General features: G+C 35.3%; 17 protein-coding genes. 7 read left to right on the forward strand and 10 right to left on the reverse strand.

The window, feature by feature from the left end:
• Nucleotides 1–2: 2 nt before the first annotated feature.
• Nucleotides 3–980, forward strand: coding sequence for an NAD-dependent epimerase/dehydratase family protein (locus tag BALOs_RS08380; protein WP_120404890.1), 978 nt, complete (start codon nt 3–5; stop codon nt 978–980).
• On the opposite strand, the gene BALOs_RS08385 is transcribed toward BALOs_RS08380, so the two are convergent.
• The gene (locus BALOs_RS08385) at nt 957–1,754 is read right to left on the reverse strand and encodes an undecaprenyl-diphosphate phosphatase (RefSeq protein WP_120404891.1); all 798 of its coding nucleotides are present in this window, start codon (nt 1,752–1,754) and stop codon (nt 957–959) included. The genes BALOs_RS08380 and BALOs_RS08385 overlap by 24 nt on opposite strands.
• Nucleotides 1,751–3,046, reverse strand: coding sequence for a hypothetical protein (locus tag BALOs_RS08390; RefSeq protein ID WP_120404892.1), 1,296 nt, complete (start codon nt 3,044–3,046; stop codon nt 1,751–1,753). The genes BALOs_RS08385 and BALOs_RS08390 overlap by 4 nt, the downstream gene beginning before the upstream one ends.
• A 552-nt stretch (nt 3,047–3,598) precedes the next feature.
• Between BALOs_RS08390 and BALOs_RS08395 the strand changes: the two genes are divergently transcribed.
• The 3 genes from BALOs_RS08395 to BALOs_RS08405 are packed head-to-tail and all read left to right on the forward strand — an operon-like array spanning nt 3,599 to nt 9,754.
• The gene (locus BALOs_RS08395; RefSeq protein WP_120404893.1) at nt 3,599–6,832 is read left to right on the forward strand and encodes a hypothetical protein; all 3,234 of its coding nucleotides are present in this window, start codon (nt 3,599–3,601) and stop codon (nt 6,830–6,832) included.
• 30 nt (nt 6,833–6,862) lie between these two features.
• Entirely contained in the window at nt 6,863–9,226 is a 2,364-nt protein-coding gene (locus BALOs_RS08400) for a hypothetical protein (RefSeq protein ID WP_115362946.1), read from the forward strand.
• Between the two features lie 15 nt (nt 9,227–9,241).
• Nucleotides 9,242–9,754 (forward strand): hypothetical protein, encoded by a 513-nt coding sequence (locus BALOs_RS08405; protein WP_120404894.1) that lies wholly within the window; start codon nt 9,242–9,244, stop codon nt 9,752–9,754.
• On the opposite strand, the gene BALOs_RS08410 is transcribed toward BALOs_RS08405, so the two are convergent.
• The 3 genes from BALOs_RS08410 to BALOs_RS08420 all read right to left on the reverse strand — a co-directional run bounded on the left by BALOs_RS08410 (nt 9,744) and on the right by BALOs_RS08420 (nt 11,244).
• Nucleotides 9,744–10,211 (reverse strand): hypothetical protein, encoded by a 468-nt coding sequence (locus BALOs_RS08410; protein WP_115362950.1) that lies wholly within the window; start codon nt 10,209–10,211, stop codon nt 9,744–9,746. The two genes, BALOs_RS08405 and BALOs_RS08410, sit on opposite strands and share 11 nt — an antisense overlap.
• Before the next feature lie 38 nt (nt 10,212–10,249).
• Nucleotides 10,250–10,552 (reverse strand): cytochrome c, encoded by a 303-nt coding sequence (locus tag BALOs_RS08415; protein WP_115362952.1) that lies wholly within the window; start codon nt 10,550–10,552, stop codon nt 10,250–10,252.
• Between the two features lie 77 nt (nt 10,553–10,629).
• A complete protein-coding gene (locus BALOs_RS08420; RefSeq protein WP_120404895.1) occupies nt 10,630–11,244 on the reverse strand; it encodes a hypothetical protein in 615 nt (204 codons plus the stop codon).
• A 98-nt stretch (nt 11,245–11,342) separates the two neighbouring features.
• Between BALOs_RS08420 and BALOs_RS08425 the strand changes: the two genes are divergently transcribed.
• The 3 genes from BALOs_RS08425 to BALOs_RS08435 all read left to right on the forward strand — a co-directional run bounded on the left by BALOs_RS08425 (nt 11,343) and on the right by BALOs_RS08435 (nt 15,307).
• Nucleotides 11,343–12,035: a heparan-alpha-glucosaminide N-acetyltransferase gene (locus BALOs_RS08425; RefSeq protein WP_120404896.1), complete on the forward strand. Its 693-nt coding sequence runs from the start codon at nt 11,343–11,345 to the stop codon at nt 12,033–12,035.
• A gap of 85 nt (nt 12,036–12,120) precedes the next feature.
• Nucleotides 12,121–13,800, forward strand: coding sequence for a cytochrome c biogenesis protein ResB (locus BALOs_RS08430; protein WP_120404897.1), 1,680 nt, complete (start codon nt 12,121–12,123; stop codon nt 13,798–13,800).
• The gene (locus tag BALOs_RS08435) at nt 13,793–15,307 is read left to right on the forward strand and encodes a cytochrome c biogenesis protein (RefSeq protein WP_115362960.1); all 1,515 of its coding nucleotides are present in this window, start codon (nt 13,793–13,795) and stop codon (nt 15,305–15,307) included. The genes BALOs_RS08430 and BALOs_RS08435 overlap by 8 nt, the downstream gene beginning before the upstream one ends.
• Nucleotides 15,308–15,337: 30 nt before the next feature.
• Here BALOs_RS08435 and BALOs_RS08440 read toward each other — a convergent pair whose 3' ends face one another.
• From BALOs_RS08440 to BALOs_RS08460, 5 genes are all read right to left on the reverse strand, one after another.
• Nucleotides 15,338–16,555, reverse strand: coding sequence for a hypothetical protein (locus tag BALOs_RS08440; RefSeq protein WP_120404898.1), 1,218 nt, complete (start codon nt 16,553–16,555; stop codon nt 15,338–15,340).
• A 111-nt stretch (nt 16,556–16,666) separates the two neighbouring features.
• Nucleotides 16,667–18,583, reverse strand: a complete 1,917-nt coding sequence (locus BALOs_RS08445; protein ID WP_120404899.1) for a hypothetical protein — start codon at nt 18,581–18,583, stop codon at nt 16,667–16,669.
• Nucleotides 18,584–18,673: 90 nt separating this feature from the next.
• Nucleotides 18,674–19,093, reverse strand: a complete 420-nt coding sequence (locus BALOs_RS08450; protein ID WP_115362965.1) for a hypothetical protein — start codon at nt 19,091–19,093, stop codon at nt 18,674–18,676.
• A gap of 73 nt (nt 19,094–19,166) precedes the next feature.
• Nucleotides 19,167–20,228 (reverse strand): CCA tRNA nucleotidyltransferase, encoded by a 1,062-nt coding sequence (locus tag BALOs_RS08455; protein ID WP_120404900.1) that lies wholly within the window; start codon nt 20,226–20,228, stop codon nt 19,167–19,169.
• Nucleotides 20,229–20,230: 2 nt separating this feature from the next.
• On the reverse strand, nt 20,231–21,130 hold the full coding sequence (locus BALOs_RS08460; RefSeq protein WP_115362969.1) for a LysR family transcriptional regulator: 900 nt from the start codon (nt 21,128–21,130) through the stop codon (nt 20,231–20,233).
• Between the last annotated feature and the right edge of the window lie 72 nt (nt 21,131–21,202).

Here is a 21,202-nt window from a genome sequence, read left to right on the forward strand (position 1 = left end):
TCATGAGAGTCTTAGTTACAGGTGTTACTGGCTTCTTAGGCTATCATATTGCAAAAGACTTATTAAAAGATGGACATGAAGTAATCAACTTCTCTCGTCGACACACCTCAGAAGTTGACGAGCTTGGTATCGAAACAATTAAAGGCGACCTAACTAATTATGAAGATATTAAAAATGCCTTAAGAGATATCGATGCAGTATTCCATGCTGCAGGAAAAGTTGGAATGTGGGGAAAGAGTAAAGACTTTCATCGCATTAATGTTGATGGAACAAAGAACCTTGTAAATGCTATGAAGGAGCAAGGTGCAAAATATTTAATCTACACAAGTACACCAAGCGTAGTCTTTGGAAAAGACGAGATTAAAAATGGAGACGAGTCACTTCCCTATCCAAAAAAATATCTTAATGAATACGCAAAATCTAAATCTATTGCAGAACGATTTGTCCTTGAGTCAAATGGCCATGGAATACTAACAACTTCAATTAGGCCTCACTTAATTTATGGAGAACGCGATAAGAATATCATCCCAAGACTTATTCAAAGGGCAAAGAGTGGCCGTTTAAAAATTATTGGTGATGGCCAGAACTTAGTTGATATTAACTACGTAGAGAATGCTTCACATGCACATGTCATGGCCTTAAAAGAGCTATCTACAGAGGCCAAGAATCAAGGAAAAGCATATTTTATTGGCCAAGAGAAACCCGTCAACCTATGGGACTTCATTAATAAAATACTAGAGGCCAAGGGTGAAAAGCCTATTAGTAATAAAGTTTCTCTTAAGATCGTATACTTTATTGGCCTTATTTTCGAATTAGTTTATAAGCTTCTAGGAAAGTATGACGATCAACCACCAATGACACGTTTTGTGGCCCTACAAATGGGAACTTCTCATTATTTCAAGCATGATAATGCAAGAGTTGATTTTGGTTATTCACCTAAAATAACAATTGAAGAATCACTTGAGAAGATAAAAAACTAGCGCACTTAAAATCAAGCGATAAACTAAAAAGTAACCAAATTGGATTCTCTTAATAAGTTTCATAAAATAGTGAATAGTAGCAAGACCCACAAAGAATGAAACCAACATGCCTATTGCACAATTAAAGAGCTCAAATTGCACACCTTGTGGCTTAGACATTAAGTTATAACTTTTGAGCATAAAGGCTGCAAAAATAAGAGGCAGAGATAATAAGAATGAAAATGAAGAAGCGTCAGCTTTAGAAAGCCCCAAGAATCTTGCCGCAGTAATTGTAATACCTGAACGTGATACACCTGGAAAAATTGCCAGTACTTGAGATAGTCCAATTACAATAGACGATGAGGCACGAAACCCTTCCATATTCTTATTTGTTTTACTTATGCGATCTGATATGAACAATAAGATACCAAAGAATGCTAAGTTGAATGCAATAAAGACTTCATTTCTTCCATAAGCTTCAGCAACTGGTTTTAAGATTAATGCAAAAAAGCCTGTAAAAAAAGTTGCGATCATAAAGTTCTTAGTGAAATCATCACATATTTTTCCAGGTAGAATAAAGTAAATTGCATTCTTTGTAATTCTTAAGACATCTTTATGGAAGTAGATACCTACGGCCAAAGCTGTTCCCACATGCATAGCTAAATCAAAGAATATTCCTGGGTCTTTAAACTCATATATGAATGGAAGTAGGGCCAAATGACCAGAGCTTGAAACAGGTAGAAACTCTGTTAATCCTTGAATTATTCCATAAACAATGGCCATCCATAATGTCATTTCAACTTTTCCTTAACTTCTAAAATTGGCTTTCTATCTTTTAATTTTAGGCCAAGAAGAATGTCATTGAAACCCTTAATTGTCGCTTTAGAATAAAATATGTCTTTTCTTTCTAATGCCATTTTAAAAACTAAAGAATAACGCTGCAAAGCTGAACGTACAGTATCAATATAATCTTGCTGATTAGACTCTAGGGCAGATAAAGAAGACTCAACGTATACTCCTAAAATATATCTTTCAAAATTTCGTCGATAATCTTTACTTTGATCAGCTTCATTTAAAAAATCAAAGGCAAATAAAGGATTAAACAAGCTCTCCTTAATCCAAATATCATATCTCTCCTCAACTTTCTTTCCCCATCTAGCTTTGAAAAAAAGTGCGTTAGATAAAGCGGCCTGTGACTTATCATTATCAAGATGTCTGTCCCAAACACTTTTATAAACAATAGGTCTCAACTGAGAGAGACTAAAAAAAGTTTCACGGTATATAATATTCTCACCAGAATAATCTTTTTTACGTACAAATATAGTGTCTCCACTTTTAATGAAGTCCACATAATTATCGTGTGTTAATTCAAGTAACTTAGATAGTTCTAGTTTCATTTGAAGGTATGGTAGGAATTGGAAATGCCCTTTCATCATTAATTTAGGAATATTTTTATAATCAACAAGAAAAGCATTTGATATTAATTGAAACAGCTCTAGTGATGCTCGTTGATTAATATAGAAGTAGTCCTTGTCATCTTTAATTGATAACTCCAACGATTTATCAAGTTCGGGATAGTAAAGGCTAAAAAACCAAAGATTATTTTTTGCGACTTTAACAAGCTCATAGAGATCAAAACGTGAAGCTATTTTAAAACTGCCCTTAATTGAAAGTTTCTTATCCCAAAGAGATACTAAAGGACGAAAGATTGTTTTTGAGGAAACCTTTCTAATTTCATAACTTGGAATAAGCTCAAAACGCCCATCTGCCAAGTTTGTGAAACTAGAAAATCCCAAAGTTTTTGAACCAATTTCTTGAAAAGATTCAAAGTCCTTAATATCCCCTTCCACAAAACTCTTTAGGCCATAATCAACTTGTTGCTGTCCTAGAAGTTGTTGCTTATACATCAAAGGACTAAAAGGTGTTAAGGCGACTGCTATGAGACAGATTAACGTAGCAAAGAAGTAAGAGATTACTTTCGAACGATATACTAAGCGAGATGCTGTTAATTTAGAACTCCAAGGATGCTCAATTTCTCTAGAAAATAGGTCAAGTACAACACGAATTGGTAAAAGTATTAATCGCATAATGGCGGCCAATCTTCGCAAAAAGAAGCTAGGTGCCATAATTCTTACACCACATATTAATTGCCCAAAAGTTAAACTGAACAACAGTGCGCAATAGAAATAATAGAAGAAATAAGTCACGACAAAAACAAAGAGATGCTGGATCGAGAGAGAATCCTTTGAAATATGAAAAACAGAGTTGGCCAGTGCCAACACGAATTCATTTGACAATAATCCGTAGCTTAAAAATAAACATAGGCATAAGTCGATTATAGTGGCCGTAATCTTTAAATATCGTTTCGGTGTAAAAAACATAGAGATTTTGCTTCCAAATAATAGTTATTTCTTCAAACGGCCACAAAATTTGGCACTATATTTTTAGAAATTTTGAAATTTAGATATATTTTAACACTATGAAATGACGTGATCCAATTCATAATTTCAAGGACTTATTTTCTTGTCGAAACAATAAATTACCCAACTTACTAGGTCAGAATTGAAAACCTTAATAAAATAAAGAAAATAGATAATTTGTCGATAAGTATAAGGCATTGAATTGACAGGGGAACTAAAGTGAAAAGATTAACAAAGGCCAAAGAAACAAAGAGCTTGAATAAAGAAGGTGAAAATTCTTCTTTAAAAAAAGTTAAGGTTAGCGTACTTGCACTAACTCTTATTCATTCATCTCTACCATTAAGTGCTCAAGCTTTTGTAAAAAAAGATGGAGAGACATGGTCTCAATACACTTCTGGCTCTGGTGCTAAAACAATTATGGGTGCCCTAAACCTTGTCGGTAATATGTCTAAGCAGATGTATAACCAAGGACAACTTTCACAACAAGAAATCCAAGGCCTGCATTCATTCAATAAAGCACAAGCAGATGCACAACAGAAGATGTCTGCTCGTCGTTTTCACCCTGCCTTTAACTGCCCTCTTGCTCCTGAACCAATCCTTGCTCCAAATGGTGCCTGTAGTGTTGGTGGACAAATGAAAATTCCAGAGCAAGCTCTTGAATTTGGACAAAAGATTCTAAATGAATATATGAGCTTTAAAAAACCTCGCAATGTTCCTCCTTATATCGGGGAACAATGTCTTACAGAGGGACTAAAAAGTATTGAAGACAATTACCAATCAATGACATCTAAATATGAAGAGATGATTGCTCAATTTGAAGCTCAATTAAATCAAACAATTGAAATTCAAAAGAAGAATAAAATTAAAGTTGATGAATTAAACGCATTACTAAATGGTGGCGGAAATAAAGTAAGTCAGGACTTTAAAAATACTGACTTTAATAAGCTACTACCAGAAAACTGCGTCGATGCATATGATGTTAACAAGATCATCAAAAGCCCTAGAGGTGGTGGACTTGTTGGCCTAAAAGATAAAATGACAAATGATGAAAGAGAAGCAAAAGGATTTAGAGGACACTCTCTTGCTGAATTAAATGCAAAAATAGCAAGTGATAAGAAAAAAGTTATTGCTGCTCTTAAAAAAGACGGACTAGGTGCCCTTACAAGAAATAGTACTTATAGTGGCCTAAGATTTGGGAAACTATTTAATGATATCGGAAAAGGTAACCTAAGAGCAGACCTTGGAACAAGAGCTGCTAAGATCAATAATCTTATGAGCAAACTTGGTGTAAGCGATGCAGACGTACCAAAGGATCCATTAGATCCAAGCTTTAGTGCAAAAGTAGAACGTCTTGCTGCAAAGAGTACTGCTTCATATCAAGAAAAGTTTGTCTTAGAGTGTATGTCAGGTTCAAATAGAGCTGCATACTCAACTCCTCTAGCACAATCACTAAAGAGCTTCGACCACGTAAAGCTAGGAAATAGTGGTGATGCCTTAAGCCGTTTTAAAAGAGTTGCTTCTGATGCATTTAGCTCTCCAACTTCTCTATCAGCACTTGATCGTACAGTTAACTCAATCGAAGATGGAAATATCAGAATTACTGTTACTAATAGTAGCGGTCGTGATGTAACAAAATCAGTTGGTCAATACTACAATGACCTAAAGAATGAATGTACAGCAATCTATAATGGTGACCTAAAGCCAGCTGGTGATGCTGCAAAACTTGAAACATATCGTGCAGAAGTTCAAGAACTAGTAAGTGAAGCTAAGAAGCTACAAGAAGATACAAGTAGAAGTATCGCTTCAGGAGGAGAAGGAAGTATTTCTGCTCTTATCGATGAAGCATTATACAACTGTAATGGACGCTCTGTTGAACTAAGTAGCTGTAGTTCTAAAGATACTTATAATACATCAAGCTCAAGTTTCTGTGTAACTCAGGCAGCATCTTGTTCTGAAAACCTTGCACAATGTAGTGCATTCACAGAGAACTTAGTGCAACAAAAGACACAAGAACTAAAGCAACAAGCTGACCTTTATAATGCACAAATGATGCAACAAGAAGAAAGGGCCAAGGCCCTTGTGACTCAAATGCAGTCACACATGTCAAATGTTGCAGACAAAATGTATAAGGGAATGTTCCCTAACCTAACACCAGCTGCAGCAAAAGCTTTTGGATTATCATCAATGAACGGTCTAACATTTGAAGGTGGACTTACTGCTATTGATGTTCCAAAAAGTGATCAACAAATAGCTGGTATCTTTCTTGAAAAAGATCCAGAAAAGTTTAAGAAAGCATTAATGGATCAGATGGTTGGAAATATTTCTAAAATGAAAGGAAGTCTTGAAAACTGGAAAAAAGAGCAAATGAATCATATTGCTGAACAAAAAGGCACAATTGGACAAAGCTTAAATGATGAGATCACAAAGTGGCAAAACTTTGTTTCAGACTGTAATGGAGCAATTCAAGAAAGAAATAACAAGATAGCCTCACAACTAGAAGAAGCTAGAAAACAAGCTGCAGATAATTCAAAAAAACAAATGGAATTTTGTCAAAAGATGAGAGGTCTACAAGAGCAAGGCTATGGACCAGGTTGTAGCGGTGATCACTCAGCAAAGGATCTCTACTCTGATGCAGTAGAAATTGCTTCAGTTCTTCAAGCACAACAACCTCAACGAGGACCAGCAAGCATACTTAACCCAGGTGGTAATAGTACTCTCATCTTTGAACAAATCAATGAATATAATAGATTCTGTGATGAAGCAGGACGTGAAGGCCTTCTATCAGAAGATGGTGAAAGTGCTAACCCTACAGATGATTTGAAAAAAGCATGTGCTAGAGCGAATGGGACAAGAAACTTAGCAAAAAAACTTAAAGATATTGTTTTTGATAATATGACTGATGAAGAAAAGAACAGTGAAGATGATTTAAAGTCTTATATTAGCGAGGCTCTTGCAAAAATTGAAGCTGGAGAGACTTACGACAATATGAATGATGCCCTTCATGAGAAGCTCAACTCATCAACAGTAACTTCAGTTCAAACGTATTTAGGATTTGAACAATCAAATTATAATTTAAAGAATAACAATAAGCTAGGTGAAGACATTTGTCGTGCAATAAAGAAATCAAAAACAGCTTACTCTAAGGCCCAATGTGAGGGTGAAAGTGATGAATCTGATGGTGGAAAAAGTGCTTATGAGCGCTGTATTGACAGAGAAGATGATAATTATAAGGACGGTCTAGCCGAGGCTCTTGGTGTTGATGATGTTTCTATCACACTTAAGAGAACTATGAACCCAGGATTACAAGATGCATGGAAAAGCATTGGTGAAAAATACAGTGGTACAGCATGTGCGGCCATCAACGGATCACAACTCGGGCAAAAAGGACTTATCCCAGGACTTATGGAGAAGATCAATCGCGATATAGCTTCAGAGGATGGGATGATCCAATAAGGAAAATTAATTAAGGCATAGGAGGCCTAATTGAATATAGCGGTACGTAAGCTTAGAAAAAAACAAAGAGAATTAAAAGCACTCACCTTTTATTTGTGCTTAGGGCTTCTTACAACTTCATGCTTAGTAGATCCCGCTCAAAATCGTACAGGTTCTGGGGGAAAGGCCCTAAAGAATACACAAGATACAGTCTCTGCAGGTTATGGACGAGTACTTGCTGCTAATCCACTGATCTTAAGTGATTATAGTGCAGATGAAGATACAGATCTATCAACTCTTATCACTCGCTCTCCAGTACCAATCACAAATAATCAATATCTAATTAAAGATTGTACCATGGTAGCAAATTGCCTTGAGGTTACAGAAGATACAGGAATTTCTCCTTTCTACAATGAAACAAGTCAATGGGCATTTCCAGTTACATCAACTGAATTTCTACAAATTAATGCTTACTACCACATGTCAAAGATCATGGATACATACCTATCGGACATGCAAAATTACTATAATATCGTTTATCCAAATACTGGATCACGTCCCTTCTCAAGTACAATTCCAAGTGATTCCGATCAGCATAAGTCATTTTGGAAAAGCTTAACAAACTCAAGTTCAAAACTTATTGTAGAAGCGGATTCTTCACTTAAAGATAATGCAAGCTTTAGCCCAAGTAATTTCAAAATAAGGCTAGGTTATCTATCTGGTTATACAAATTTAAAAATGGCACAAGACCCTTCAGTTATCTACCATGAGTTCGGTCATACTGTTGTTGAGCGTCTAATGAACCATCGTAATCGCTCTTACGCAGTAAATAATTGCCTTGGAAATGATGAATACGAAGTATGTAGTGGTGAAAGTCAACTAGGATACTTTGCTCACGATGATGCTTTATCAATCAACGAAGGCCTATCAGATTATTTCTCGTACTTCGTTAATAGTCGTGAACATATGGGAGAATGGGGACTTGGTAAATTTAAAAATGCCTCTCGCCCACTTTCAGAAGATGATAGTCTTCACATTGCAGGAATATCAAGTGATAGTGATTCACGCTTAAGATATCCAGAATACCTAGGATATAATGTATATTCACCTGAAAAAAGAATTGATGATATCCACTTAGATGGACAAATAATCAGTCACTTCTTAGTTGCTCTTACAAAAGAATTTCAAAATAAATGTACTGGCACTCACACACAAGCTAAGAAATTAGTATTCTACACTTTGGCCGAAACACTGGCAGAACTTGGTGACTTAACAGCAAAGGCAAAGGACAGTTTTGTCGACCAGATAAATCTGGATATTAACTATGCACACGAATGGCTTAAATCAGTAAAGCCTGTTAATTTTAGAAACTTCTCACAGGCATTTGCTAGAAATGTTTTAAAAATGACTATACAAAGCACAAGCCTATGCCCTCTCAATTCATTCTCAAAAGATGATCTTGAGCAATTACTCGACTCTTATGGGCTACTCCTATTTAGAACATATAATACTAATTATAACTTTACAGGTACATCTGGTAACGTAACTGTTAATCAACTTAATAGAAAAAAATCTGAACTAATAAGTAAAAATCTTTTAATAGAAGACACTAGATCGACATATTCGGACATTAGTGTTTTCGATATAAGATCTACGATCTATCAAACAATTAGAAACCAAATGAAGATCGAAGAAGTCACAACAACTGATGCAAGATACAATAATGGTAACGGCCAGGTTTCACCTGGAGAAATCGTTGGAATCTTTGCTAATGTCTTTAATAAGTCCAATTCGATTATGGCAGGAACAAGAGTGCTCGCTTCAGACTGGGCACATATGCAAGATGGCCTTCCATGTACAGATTTAAGTGACAACTTTCCTTCCCTAGCTCAGGGTGGAACAACATGTGACCAATTAACAAAAGATAACTATGATGATTCAGGACGTATCATGCCAGTTTGCATGCTTACATATAATGATGGCTCAAGCACAAAGATTTTAAATCAACATGAATTCTTAAAAAAGATGAAATCAGATATTGGACTACTTGAACAAGATTGTCTTGGACAAGGAGAAGAAAGAACACAAGATGATTTAAATAACTGTTTCGTAAAGGCCATACCAAGTGCTAACACACAGAATATACCATTCATGCTACCTAACTCAAACTGGCAAGAAACAATGCAAGATGAACAAGGACAGCCAATATTCACTGACTCAAATTTAATGTTTTTTGAAATTAACAAAAATATACCAATTGGAACGGAAGTCACATGTCGCCTACGTACGACATTTTCAAATTGTGATGATTGCTATCATGATAGTCAATCTTCATATGACGACTTCAGTGATTTTGAATTTGCAGGTGAGAAACCTTTTAATATTTTAAATATTAATTTTAAGATTGGACAATAGGCCATAAGGGAAATCATGAAAAAAGCATTAGTAATTGGAAGTTTCTTTGTTGCTGGGTTATTCATTATCTCTTCTTATCAAAATGAAGAATCAAATATTGTCACAAAGTCAAAAGTTCAAGCAGATAAAGCTATAACAAAAAACACACATAAGCATCACCATAATAAGAAAGTAAAGTCTCGCTCTATTGCATCTTTGGATACATCACTAAATAAGAATCCGTATAAAGTAGAAACGGAAACACCACAATTTGGACGAATAAAGAAAGAATTAACTGAATCTGATATTGAAGTTATCAACAAGGTTAAAAGTAATATCCCTGCCCTTGCAGATAGTGAATTTGAAATTGTAAAAAGGCTAAGAATCTCTAATAAGTCGATTTATATCGTTAATCAGACATTTAATGGATTACCGCAATCATTTACAGCTCTAATTGATAATAAGAGTGGTCGAATTGAAAAGAGCTGGGGCAAAACACGATATGAAATGCCCCAAGCAACAAGACACTACCCAGCAACTACTTACTAACTTGCTTTACCCACTCAGTCGTATGACCGTTTAGGCCAAGCTTACGAGGAGTTTTATGGTAGCCGTGGCTTTCATTTAAAGAATATTGTCTGAAATTATCAATTGAACAATAATGAACAATCTCATCGACATTAAATTCTTTCGCGGCTTCTTCAAAGAAGTCCATTATTCTGTGAGAGTAACCACTCCCACTATGTTGCATTTTGATTGAAGTATTTTTACAAAGCAGTTTGCTATCTTCTTTCTTTACGAAAGCAGCTGCAATGATTTCATCTGATAGCTTTACTGAAAATAATTGCCAACCATCACTCATCTCTTTTTTAATATCATCAAGAGTCCACTTAAAATCTGGACTATCAGAGAATGCTTCAACATTGTAGTCATACACATCTTTTACATTCTTCTGAGATGTTACTGATTCAAATTTGAGATCGCCGACATTAATGGCCTTTACCATGATTCCTTCCTAGTAAAATTTAAATATAAAAATTGATCTTAAAGAGTTGAGATATACGCAGCAAGATCTTTGAAATCTGAGTCTTTCAGATTCTTAATAAATGGTAACATATCTGGGTTCTTTCTTTCACCTGTTTTAAATTGAACAAGTGACGAGTAAATATACCAATCATATTGGCCAGCAATACGTGGAGCCTTCATTGACTTCTTACCTTCACCATTTTCACCGTGACAAGAAACACAACGATTATATAATGTCTTACCATTAGCAGCGCTCTGTGCTTGAACACTATTCATTGAAAAAATACCAAGTGTGATAAGTGCTAGGGCCGTTAACTTCATTCTACTTCCTCTTTTATATACTCAAAAATTTTTAATATTTATTTACCTATAGCTATCTAATATTAACTGTTTATATATTACTGCGCAACCAATTTTATCTTTGTACTCTGATATGAGAAATTCAAATATCTAGCAATACTATCAAATAATACCTCTTTCAATTTATTGGCCTGCGGGCCACGAAGTCCACTAAATATGATTCTATCATCAAGGCAAACTTCATTCTCTTCTATGCTAAACAACTGAATTTCACCAATTTCAAACTGGTCTAAACAAGAATTAGTATTTTCAACAAAATTACTAACAGAATCAATTCTCTGTCTCAGAGAAAGACTTTCCCATTGCCTCATTTCAACCTTATTGCTCATCAATTGAGAATCAAAATAGTCCTTTTGGATATCCAAGAGAATCATTTCAAACCACTTTTTTAGCTCTAAAACACCTTCCCAGGCACTTTTTGTAGGATCATCACGCAAGAAGCTTTCTGCCTCGCGAAAACTCGCCATAAACAGTCCTCGAGGTCCAATTTTACTAATTATATTTAGAGCACTTACCACTAAAGCTTTTTTTGCCTCAGCATTCTCTTCCGTAGACATAAAGTGCTCGTCAAAGAATGTTGGTGATAAGTATTGCCCAAATTCACTTCCGGAATAGTTTTCTAAGAGAGAATGGGCCTGGTTAGATATATTCATTTTTATCTTTTTGTTAAAGTATGAGATCTGCAAATTATCAATAATGTTACATTTTGACCACTAGCTAGCGCAGTAATCTTTTATGTTATCATAATCACATGAGTGAAAATTCTAAACGCTTTCATTTAATTGATTTGATTCGCGGCATTGCCGTGATTCTAATGATTATCTTCCACTTCACCTATGATCTGGATATATTTGGATATGTTGATGTCGAGTTCTTTAGGCCTGGTTTCTGGTATTACCTACCAAGACTTATTGTTACTTTATTTATGTTTTCAGTTGGTGTCTCCATCTGTATGGCCCACCCCGGAAAAATACACATGAGATCCTATAATATCCGCCTTGCAAAAATTGGAATTGCGGCCTTAATCATAAGTATCTCAACTTACTTCATGTTTCCTAAGAATTGGATATACTTTGGAACTCTCCACTGCATATTCTTTGCGACTATTTTGATCACGCCACTACGCAATAGGCCATGGCTTAGTGCAATTCTTGCCGTCATAATCCTTGTCCTTGAACAAACAAAGTATGCAATTCCTTTTCCACAAATGGATCATGCATCTCTAGATTATATTGCGATATTTCCATGGGTGGCCGTTTCACTACTTGGAATCACTTTTTTTCACCTCGGCCTACACCGTATTAACTACCCTCAACTTTATCCATTGAGAAAAATACAATTTCTTGGAAAGCATTCATTCCTTATTTACGTTACGCATCAAGTGATACTTTACTCAATTGTATATGTCGTATACCAGTTCACAAAATGGATCTCTCAATTGTAAGTTCTTTGTAAATTAAGCAAAATAAATGGCCTGACTTCAGGGAAAATGCTATTCAAAGTAGCAAAGAAGGAAAGGCCAAGTATCAATGATTACAGAAAAATTAACGAATAAGATAAATTATAAGTATCTTGAGCGCACAATCGGCTCAATGAAGTTTGCAGTTATTATTATCGCTTTATTTTCATTAGCAATGACTGTGGGAACATTTGTTGAAAGCTATTACGGAACTGATTTTGTAGGGCGCTTGATCTATAAGACTTGGTGGTTTATGGCCATCCAATTCTTCATGTGTCTGAGTATCCTATTTGCGGCCTTTGTAAGACTCCCTCCTAAAAAGCGTCTCTATGGATTTTATACAATTCACACAGGTCTAATCGTAATTGGAATAGGCTCATTCGTTACCTATATCGCTGGTATTGATGGGACGATTCACCTTCGTCCAATGACTCCTTCAAGACAAGTTGTTTTAAATGAAGATGTAATCGAGATCACTCGCCCTGATGAAAATACAAGGGCCGTTCTTCCTCTTCCATATACAGCATTTGATAAGAATATTGATGTCAAATATAAAGACGTTGAAATTGGACGTTATATGCCATTTGCTGAAAAACAAATGGAGTGGCTACCAGCTCTTGATGAATCTGAAAATAGTGAGAATACTCATTCTTCAAGTTACATTATTTCAAACGATAACGTTGCTCAAGACTTCACACTAAGTCTTCATCCAGAAGCATATGACTTTGAAGCATCTCTATCAATGGGCCTTTTAAATATCACATATCTTCCCAAAACCTTGGCCCCTTGTATAAAAAGGCCAGGAAAAAGCGGCCTTATACTATGGGACTCTAGAGACTCAACATGTTTTACAGCAGAAGAGCGTGGACTGAAAGTCATTCTAACAGAAACTGACGAGCCAAAGAGATTCTTTGCTATAAAAGATGGAGACAAAGTTTACTCTTTCTTTCCTGACATCAGCCCATGGGCATTTGATATTCAAAAGAAACAACCGATTATGGATGCACCAATTCGTGTTTTTTCAATGAATTTATTTAAAGAAAAACCGAACCTCTTTCTATTTGGTCGCCAGGCTTCATTCTGGGACAAGTACGAAGAAAAATGGGTTAGCCAAGAATTCGATAACAATGGTGAGATGACTCTACCTTGGATGGGCTTCACATTAAAGCTAATACGCCATGAAGACAATCTTGTACCGACAATGGTACCCCACTCGACATTACCAATTCAGCAAAATGGTTCTCTTGTAAAAGGTGCCACTAGAGCGGCCAGAGTAAAAGTTAGAGACAAAGAGTACTGGCTAACTGATGATAAGCCCGTAACAGTTCTAATTGATGGTGTTAAAACAAATATCTTTTTAACAAAGCGATCATTTATGCTTCCATTTGAGTTTACGTTAACTCGTTTCAAAATGGATAAAGACCCAGGGACGAATCGTCCTGCAAGTTATGAGAGTTTTGTAAACCTATTCACAAACGGAAATACTACCCCATATCATGTCTATATGAATAATCCATTAAAATATGATGGATTCACATTCTACCAAGCTTCATATTCACAAGATCCACAAACTGGTCAATATAGTTCAACTCTTTCAGTGAACTTAGACCAAGGACGTTGGATTAAGTATCTTGGTTCACTTCTTCTTGTTTTTGGTTGCTCTTGGCATTATTACCTAAATTATAGGCCAAAGAAGAAGAATAAGGACCTACTTGGACTTGATGAAGAAACAGGAGACCTAAATGCTTAAACTACTACTAAGCTTTTTTGTACTAACAAACGTTTATGCAAATGTTAATTTTTGCCAAAGTGAACTTGAAAAAATGCCAATTAGGCAGGATGGAAGAGTTAAGCCTTTAACGGTTCATGCTAAAGAAGTTATTGATCACTTAACGGGCAAGAAGAAAGCTAAAGGATACACAAGTGTAGAAACTTTCTGTCATTTAAGTGCGAAAGCATTTGGACTTGAAGTACCATTTAAGCTTAAAACAAAAATTGAGCATAAAGACACGAAAAAACTTTTAGATAGCGATGGAGAGATGGGATTTGATGAACTCATCACTCATAGCACGACAATTAGAATGGCATACCAAAAAGAAAAGGTAGAGTCAGGTTATAAGAAAGAGCTAAACAAGTTATTAAACAAAATTGGCCTCTACAATGACATTGTCGGGGGAACAAATTGGCAACTCCCAGTGAAAGTAGGTGCAGAAATAAATTGGACACCTCTTACTGACTTTCTAACGAAGGAAAAGATTGATGCCATAGCACAAACTTCTAGTACGCCATTTAAAGACGCATTTGCTCAAGCAAAGAAAGACTATGTGAACCTAAAAGGTGACAAGTACATGGTTGAGTATACTTTTGATAAAATGCAGTTAACAAAGATTGCATTTGCTTTAACACTTATCGCTCTTGCGGCACTCGTTTTATTTAAAAAGTTTGGCGTGGCCTTAAGTCTTGCTGCTGTAACTATTATTGTTCAAACAATTTACTTAAGTCTAAGAGTTTATATTTCTGGACGTGCACCAATTACTAATATGTACGAAACAGTTATCTTCTCGGGCTATGGTGGGCTACTTCTTTCAATGATCATCGGGCACCTTAAAAAAGAAAAAACATATTTATATATGGGGCTTGCTTATAATCTATGTACACTTATGATGATCACATTTGCGACGAATATGGTTTCACCATCGATTAGTCCACTTGTACCAGTACTAAGAGACAATTTCTGGTTAAGTACACACGTTACAACTATTATTATGTCTTACGGGGCACTAGCATTAAGTTGGATTTTGGCCAATACAATTCTATTTAGAAAGGCCTTTGGCGAGTTCTCTTCAAAAGATGAAACTTATTACAATGACTTAATTTACACAACACTTAAGTATGGTGTGATTATGTTAGCAGCAGGAATTATTCTCGGTGGTGTATGGGCCGATTATTCTTGGGGACGTTTTTGGGGCTGGGACCCTAAGGAGACATGGTCACTAATCGTTCTGTGTATTTATATGGCAATACTTCATGGAAAATACACAAACTGGATTAATAATAATCGCTTTGGAACTCTCGTAGCTGGAGCGTTTATGAGTGTTATGATGGCATGGTTTGGAGTTAACTATATCCTAGCAACAGGCCTTCATTCATATGGATTCTCTCAAGGAGGAGCTTACTTCCTTGGAACATTCTTTACAATTCAGACATTAATTTTAATTTTTACTAATATAAAGATTCACTCGAATAAATCAGCATAAGAAAAGGCCCACAAAGTGGGCCTTTATTTTTTATAAACTAGATGAAAATGGATTGATGTATTGAGACTTTAATTCTTCTTTCATAAATGCATTATCATTCATTTCAAAGTAACCAACTAAAGCACCTTCAGTGATTTGTTGAGTCTTATAGTAAGACTTAATAAATGCATCCACATTATCCTTAATAATGGCCGGTAATGGAACAAAGCTAAGCCCAAGTCCAGCAAGCGTTAGAACAGCTCTAAGTCTTTTCACACGCCCAGGTCTATCATATGAGTAAGCAACAGCTGGAGACCTATCAAAAGTATGATTTCCATCGAATAGATTCACAATTACACGCTCACCATCAAGAGTTACTTCTTGGAAGCTGTAATTTAATCTCTCACCTACTTCAGTGTATTTTGAATTATATTGTCTGAAACGGTTTGTTGCCATTCTAAACTGTGAATAAAAGTTTGAAGTACCATATCTTGGCCAGTTAAGCTTAGCACTACTTGACTCCCAAAATGCGATCCAATCGATTCGAGACTCATAAATTGAAGAATAAATCAGATCAACTTCTTCCTTAGTTAGTCCTAGTGCACTTGCATCAGCAAATTCTAAGTAATGAAGCATTAAGTTTTGATGGTAGTGTCTTCTTGTACGAAAAAGCTTTTCTGCTTCAGTAATTACATAGAAAGCAGTATTAAGTGCAGGAACACTAGATAGTCTCTTTCTAGCTTGATTTAAGGCCCATGAAACAACTTTATAAGTTACATTCTTACGATAGAAGAATGTAGAATTATCTGGCTTTGCAATAATTGTTGGATCAATGTAATAAAATGCATCCTTAAGCTTTGCTTGGAATTCTTCCATTAATTCTTTGAATTTTGGGTTTGCAAAAATTTCTTGAAAATTGATTCCTTCAAATGCTCTCATTGAACGTACAACTCTCTTTACATTCTTTTGAGTTTGAAAATCATTTCCTAGAAAACCATTACCTGTTACAAATAGTCCTTCGACTTCTGCCTCGTAATTTCCAGTAAGACCAGATTGTGCCATTAAGGCCTGTTCGTTAAGAATAGAGTTCTTAACGTAATCAATATAGTCTTGAAAACGAAATTTTTTGCGTATCGAAAGATCCCTTACGGCAACGATCTTACCTTGGTCATCTCTTTCAAATGAAAATCTGTCATGAAACTTTTGCAGATTTGCTGCTAGAACATTACTAGATAAAAATAGCATCAATGCTAATATTAGATTTCTCATTATCTTCCTCCATGAAAATATCCTTTTATTTTAAAGGCTCTCGGAAAATAAATCATAAGATGTAAGAAAAGAAGAGAATGTTTCTAAATTAGTGTAGTAATAAGGAAGGTTTTATTTTTTACTGGCAGTATCTTCAAGGCTTTGCATAAGTTTTTCATCTTCTGTTAGCTCTTTTTCTTGTGTTTCTTGGGCAGATGATTTCTCCTCATCTGATTCGCTCTCGGCAGATGCTGCCGCCTCAGCTTCTAAGCGGGCCTTTTCTTTTTCTTCAATAAATCGCTTATTTGCCTCTTGTTGCTCTTGAGCTTCTTTTTCTCTTTCGTCTTTTTTGTGTTGAGTATAAACATCATTTACAAATTGACGAAGACGCATTTTTTCTTTTTCACCAATAGCATGAATTAACCCATGATACTTATAGGTATCACCTTCTTTAACGCTCAGTTTTCCTTCTTGAGGGACAATCTTAACGGCTAAGTTGAAAGGATGGGTTAAATAATAATTTCCATATCCAATTTCTTCCTTAGTAGTAAAAAAACAAGTGGATTCTGATATTTCCACCAGACTCGCATCACGAATAATAAGAGCATGGCTCATTTCATCTTTTTTACTAACAAAGTATTTAGGTGGATCAAAGTATGTCTTATTAACTTTTGCATACTTCATAGGATCTTTCTTTCTTAATGCCGCAATTTTAGCATTAATATCTTGCTCTTCTTTTTGAAGTCTTTTCTCTTCTAATTGATGAATCATTTGCGCCAAGACGTTCATACCAATTTTATTCGGGTTTACTAGAGCATATTGATATGAGTACTTATCTTGAAATGATTTAGATGTATACTTTGTACAATTTAAAATAATTAAGTAAGGAGCATCGGCACCAAAGCTTTTTAATCTTGTAATTAATTCTGAAAAGATAGCATTTTGTTTTCTCTGGAAAGCCTCAAGCTTTTTAGCGGACTCTGAAAGACCTTCGACATCAACAGTCTTACCAGGCTCGTCTAAACTAAGAGGGTTGCTATTTTTCTTTTTATCGTCTTCATCTTCTGTATCAACAAATGTATCTTCATTAAAAGTTGGAAAAGAGTAAACGATAATATCAGGCATTATTCGCGTTATATTTTTAAATTCAGAATCAAACTTTTCATTTATTCTAAATACAAAATCATAAGTGTCTGGATGCTTCTTATTGTCTTCAAAATAACTCATATCAGGATCAACCATAAGAAGCTTGGTTCTTTTTCTTGATCCATAAGAGGCATTTTCATTTACCCATTTCTTTAGACTCTTACCAAGTTTTAATTTCTTATTGAGCTCATCCTCACTAAGGTCTTCGACATTTAAGCTGAAGCTTCCATCTTCTTTCTTTGCGGGATCGACATATAAATATTCTAAATCAAGCCAATATCTTGAACCGTAATAAATATCTTCACTTCCCGATTTTAAAACATTGAAATACTTCGTTGCCATATGATCTGAAGGTAGATGATGTTCCACTTCGATGAGCTTTCCTGATTCGATCTTATTTGCCGTTTCAACGTGCATTGAACTAAGGCCATAATAGCCAACTCGAGCAATTTCTTTCAATTTAATTGGAGCAGGCTTCTCTAAGGCCCCCATGGCAAACTCTTCAGATTCTGCTATTTCTGGATATTTAAACATAAAAGGGTGGTACACAATATCGTGAGTTTCAACACCTTTAACAAAAACAAAATCAAGATGATCTGATATGAGATTCATAACTTCTTTAACATTGGTTACGAGAGCAACAACTGGAACCATTGAAAAGAAATTGATTTTCTTTAAGAGCCTAGCAAGGTCTATACTTGCCTTGTCATTTTCCTTGATATCAATATAGACAACATTGGGAGCAAATTTGAAAAGCTCATAGATTGAATGATTGACTGTTGTTTCATCGACTTTTAGATCGATAAAATCAAATTGCTCTTTGTGGTAAGTATTGATAAATCGCTTCTTTAGGTCATCCCAGTAACCTAAATCATGGCCAAAGTAAGCGATTTTTTTAGACATTTATAACTCCAACAAAGACTTATTTAGTCTATTTTAGCATAAATTCATTTATCTATGTTAAATATTTGAAATTGTTGAAAGTTAAATTACCTACACTTCAAAGTCGTCATAATCCTGACCATAATACTCGTCAAATTCCTTAGTAAAGAACCTACGAACAAAGTATTGGCCAACACGAATTGTTGAGATAAAGCCAAAATTTTCCAGCTTCAATATTGACTGGTGAATTTCATCAAGTGAAATATTTAGCTTTTCAACAACTTCAGACATAGACATAAGTTGTGAGATACCATGAAGACGATATGGATTAGTCTTTGACCAAACCTTGCGGTATAGATACATGAGGATCACAATCTCAACTCGTGATAAACGGTAATTTACAAGAATATCGTCAAAGAAAACTTCTGGAATATCAGAAAACGTAGGAACAGGAAACGAATTCGCATCAAGCTTCGTCTCATTTACATCTCGATTCTTATGAGTTGCAATAATTGAATGAATGTCAACCATATTACCCCCACCGAAGTATTTTCCTTCTTCTATTATCTCATATATTAAGATTGAAAATCTAGTGGTATCTTATTTAGGCAAAAAGTGCCGAAGCCTTAGACGAATAGCTCTTCAATGTACTAATTCGTTCATCTTTTGACCTAGCAGAATCTAAGCTCTTATCTAGTTCAACTTTTAAGTCATAATACTTAAAACGATCATCCACTTTAATTTTAGATAGGGCCTCTAAGAATTCAAGAGCATCCTTATCTAAGATGGCCTTCTTTAAGCGGCAGAGATTTGCATAACGAGACCTTTTCATAGAAAGAAACTTAAAAGGCCCTTCTTCTACTAAGCCTAAGTCAAAAAGCAGAAGCTCTTCATAAGATTTTGTCTCTGATAGCAACGATTGATTTTTAAAGTCTTTAATTGGCACAAGTTCACTAACAAGAGCGATATTGTAAGTAGAAACAACATTGACCAGATTATCGACAAAAGTCGCTGATGAATTACACTTTCTTATCTCATACTCAAAATAATATTGCGTAAGTTTTGATAGATTAAAGCGTTTATATGAATCACTTAACTGTAATTTAAAACCAGTGTTTACACTAAAACGAATTGCACGAAGAAGCCTTACTGGATCTTTAAAGAAATCATCATTTATATGTGAACATACCTTATTTGAAATTTCATCAAGGCCATTATACGGATCCACAATCGTTGCGCTTAATTCCTCTCCTAAATTAAACTCTAGTCCAATAGCATTAATACGAAGGTCACGTCTTTTAAAAGATTCAAGATAACTTAGTGTTGAATCAAAATGAGGTGTAAAATTCTTATGAGATAGTCCACCATCAAACTCTTCAGTTCGAGGTGAAGACAATTCAATTTCATATTCAGGAAGTTTTATTCTAATGACACCCATGCCGATATACTCGGCCGAAGGAAAGCTAGATTTCAAGAAATCAATCCACTCCTCACCTTGCATATTATTAATATGTCTTATTTCAAAATCAAAATCGAGACTCTCCTTACCAATGGCCCAGTCTCTAACATAACCACCTACTAAGCAGAAGCGAAAACCTTTGCGATAATTCTCTTTAATGAATTCTCTTATTGATGCTGGAATATTATTAACATCAAACTCTTTCATGATTAAAGAAATGGATTCTGTTCTTTTGTTAGCATCTCTATTGTCTTTCTGATTCTAACAAGGTCCGTAGCATCCTTGTGATATACAATATAGAAACGGTCATGGGACACTTCAAAGGCCTTTCCCAATGTTTCGATATCATCTTTATAATGCCAACGCTTTAGAACGTGATTTGGAACCACAGCAACTCCTAGTCCATTTTTTACGGCCTGGAGCATATTTCCATGTGAGTTAACAGAAAAACGAGTATTTACTTTCTTAGGTTTTTTTCCATACTTAGCAAGACACCAATTTTGATAGAGCTTATCACCTTGTTCAAATAATACAGTAGGCATTCTAGTAAGCTCTTCTAGTGACGTGTTCTTTGTAATATTAAAAGGATTTCCCTTTGGAAAAACTAGAGTTACGGCCTCTTCACTAAGAAGAAGTTTTTCACCAGACTTCGGTACGGCCCCTTCAGGAAGTACTAGGAAGTCGATCTTATTTTCTTCAAAACTTCTAATTAAGTCTTCTTGGAACCCAAGAGAAATATGAATTGAAAGTCCATCTTCTTTAAGTGCAAAGTTCAGTAATTCTTGAGCAAGCCAAGACTTACCAACACCTGTTAAGGTACCAATGCGAATACGTCCTTTCATTTCGTCTTTATTATCTTTAATTTCAGTTAAGGCCTCATCCATTTCACCCAGAAAGTTTTGAGCAAGCTCATAGAGTCTCTCCCCTTCTTGAGTAAGAACAACTTTCTTTCCTGTCCTTTTAAAGGCCTTCACACCAATTTTATTCTCTAAATTCTTAACAGACTGAGAAATTGCTGATTGCGTTACATTCAAGTCCTCTGCTGCGCGTGAAAAACTTTCAGCACGAGCTACGGCCACTAAAGTTTGTAATTGACTAGTTTCAAGCATAATTTAACCTTATCTTAAGTATAAGTTGAAGCTTATACCAAAACGAGAGTTTTGTAAACAAAATCTCTGTCT

Source organism: Halobacteriovorax sp. BALOs_7 (genome assembly GCF_003612895.1).
In the GTDB taxonomy this organism is placed as follows: domain Bacteria; phylum Bdellovibrionota; class Bacteriovoracia; order Bacteriovoracales; family Bacteriovoracaceae; genus Halobacteriovorax_A; species Halobacteriovorax_A vibrionivorans.

Bases quoted from the DNA above. Each gene is read 5' to 3' on its own strand.
- BALOs_RS08380 (WP_120404890.1), top strand. From the start codon at position 3: ATGAGAGTCTTAGTTACAGGTGTTACTGGCTTCTTAGGCTATCATATT.
- BALOs_RS08385 (WP_120404891.1), bottom strand. From the start codon at position 1,754: ATGACATTATGGATGGCCATTGTTTATGGAATAATTCAAGGATTAACA.
- BALOs_RS08390 (WP_120404892.1), bottom strand. From the start codon at position 3,046: ATGCGATTAATACTTTTACCAATTCGTGTTGTACTTGACCTATTTTCT.
- BALOs_RS08405 (WP_120404894.1), top strand. From the start codon at position 9,242: ATGAAAAAAGCATTAGTAATTGGAAGTTTCTTTGTTGCTGGGTTATTC.
- BALOs_RS08410 (WP_115362950.1), bottom strand. From the start codon at position 10,211: ATGGTAAAGGCCATTAATGTCGGCGATCTCAAATTTGAATCAGTAACA.
- BALOs_RS08415 (WP_115362952.1), bottom strand. From the start codon at position 10,552: ATGAAGTTAACGGCCCTAGCACTTATCACACTTGGTATTTTTTCAATG.
- BALOs_RS08420 (WP_120404895.1), bottom strand. From the start codon at position 11,244: ATGAATATATCTAACCAGGCCCATTCTCTCTTAGAAAACTATTCCGGA.
- BALOs_RS08425 (WP_120404896.1), top strand. From the start codon at position 11,343: ATGAGTGAAAATTCTAAACGCTTTCATTTAATTGATTTGATTCGCGGC.
- BALOs_RS08430 (WP_120404897.1), top strand. From the start codon at position 12,121: ATGATTACAGAAAAATTAACGAATAAGATAAATTATAAGTATCTTGAG.
- BALOs_RS08435 (WP_115362960.1), top strand. From the start codon at position 13,793: ATGCTTAAACTACTACTAAGCTTTTTTGTACTAACAAACGTTTATGCA.
- BALOs_RS08440 (WP_120404898.1), bottom strand. From the start codon at position 16,555: ATGAGAAATCTAATATTAGCATTGATGCTATTTTTATCTAGTAATGTT.
- BALOs_RS08445 (WP_120404899.1), bottom strand. From the start codon at position 18,583: ATGTCTAAAAAAATCGCTTACTTTGGCCATGATTTAGGTTACTGGGAT.
- BALOs_RS08450 (WP_115362965.1), bottom strand. From the start codon at position 19,093: ATGGTTGACATTCATTCAATTATTGCAACTCATAAGAATCGAGATGTA.
- BALOs_RS08455 (WP_120404900.1), bottom strand. From the start codon at position 20,228: ATGAAAGAGTTTGATGTTAATAATATTCCAGCATCAATAAGAGAATTC.
- BALOs_RS08460 (WP_115362969.1), bottom strand. From the start codon at position 21,130: ATGCTTGAAACTAGTCAATTACAAACTTTAGTGGCCGTAGCTCGTGCT.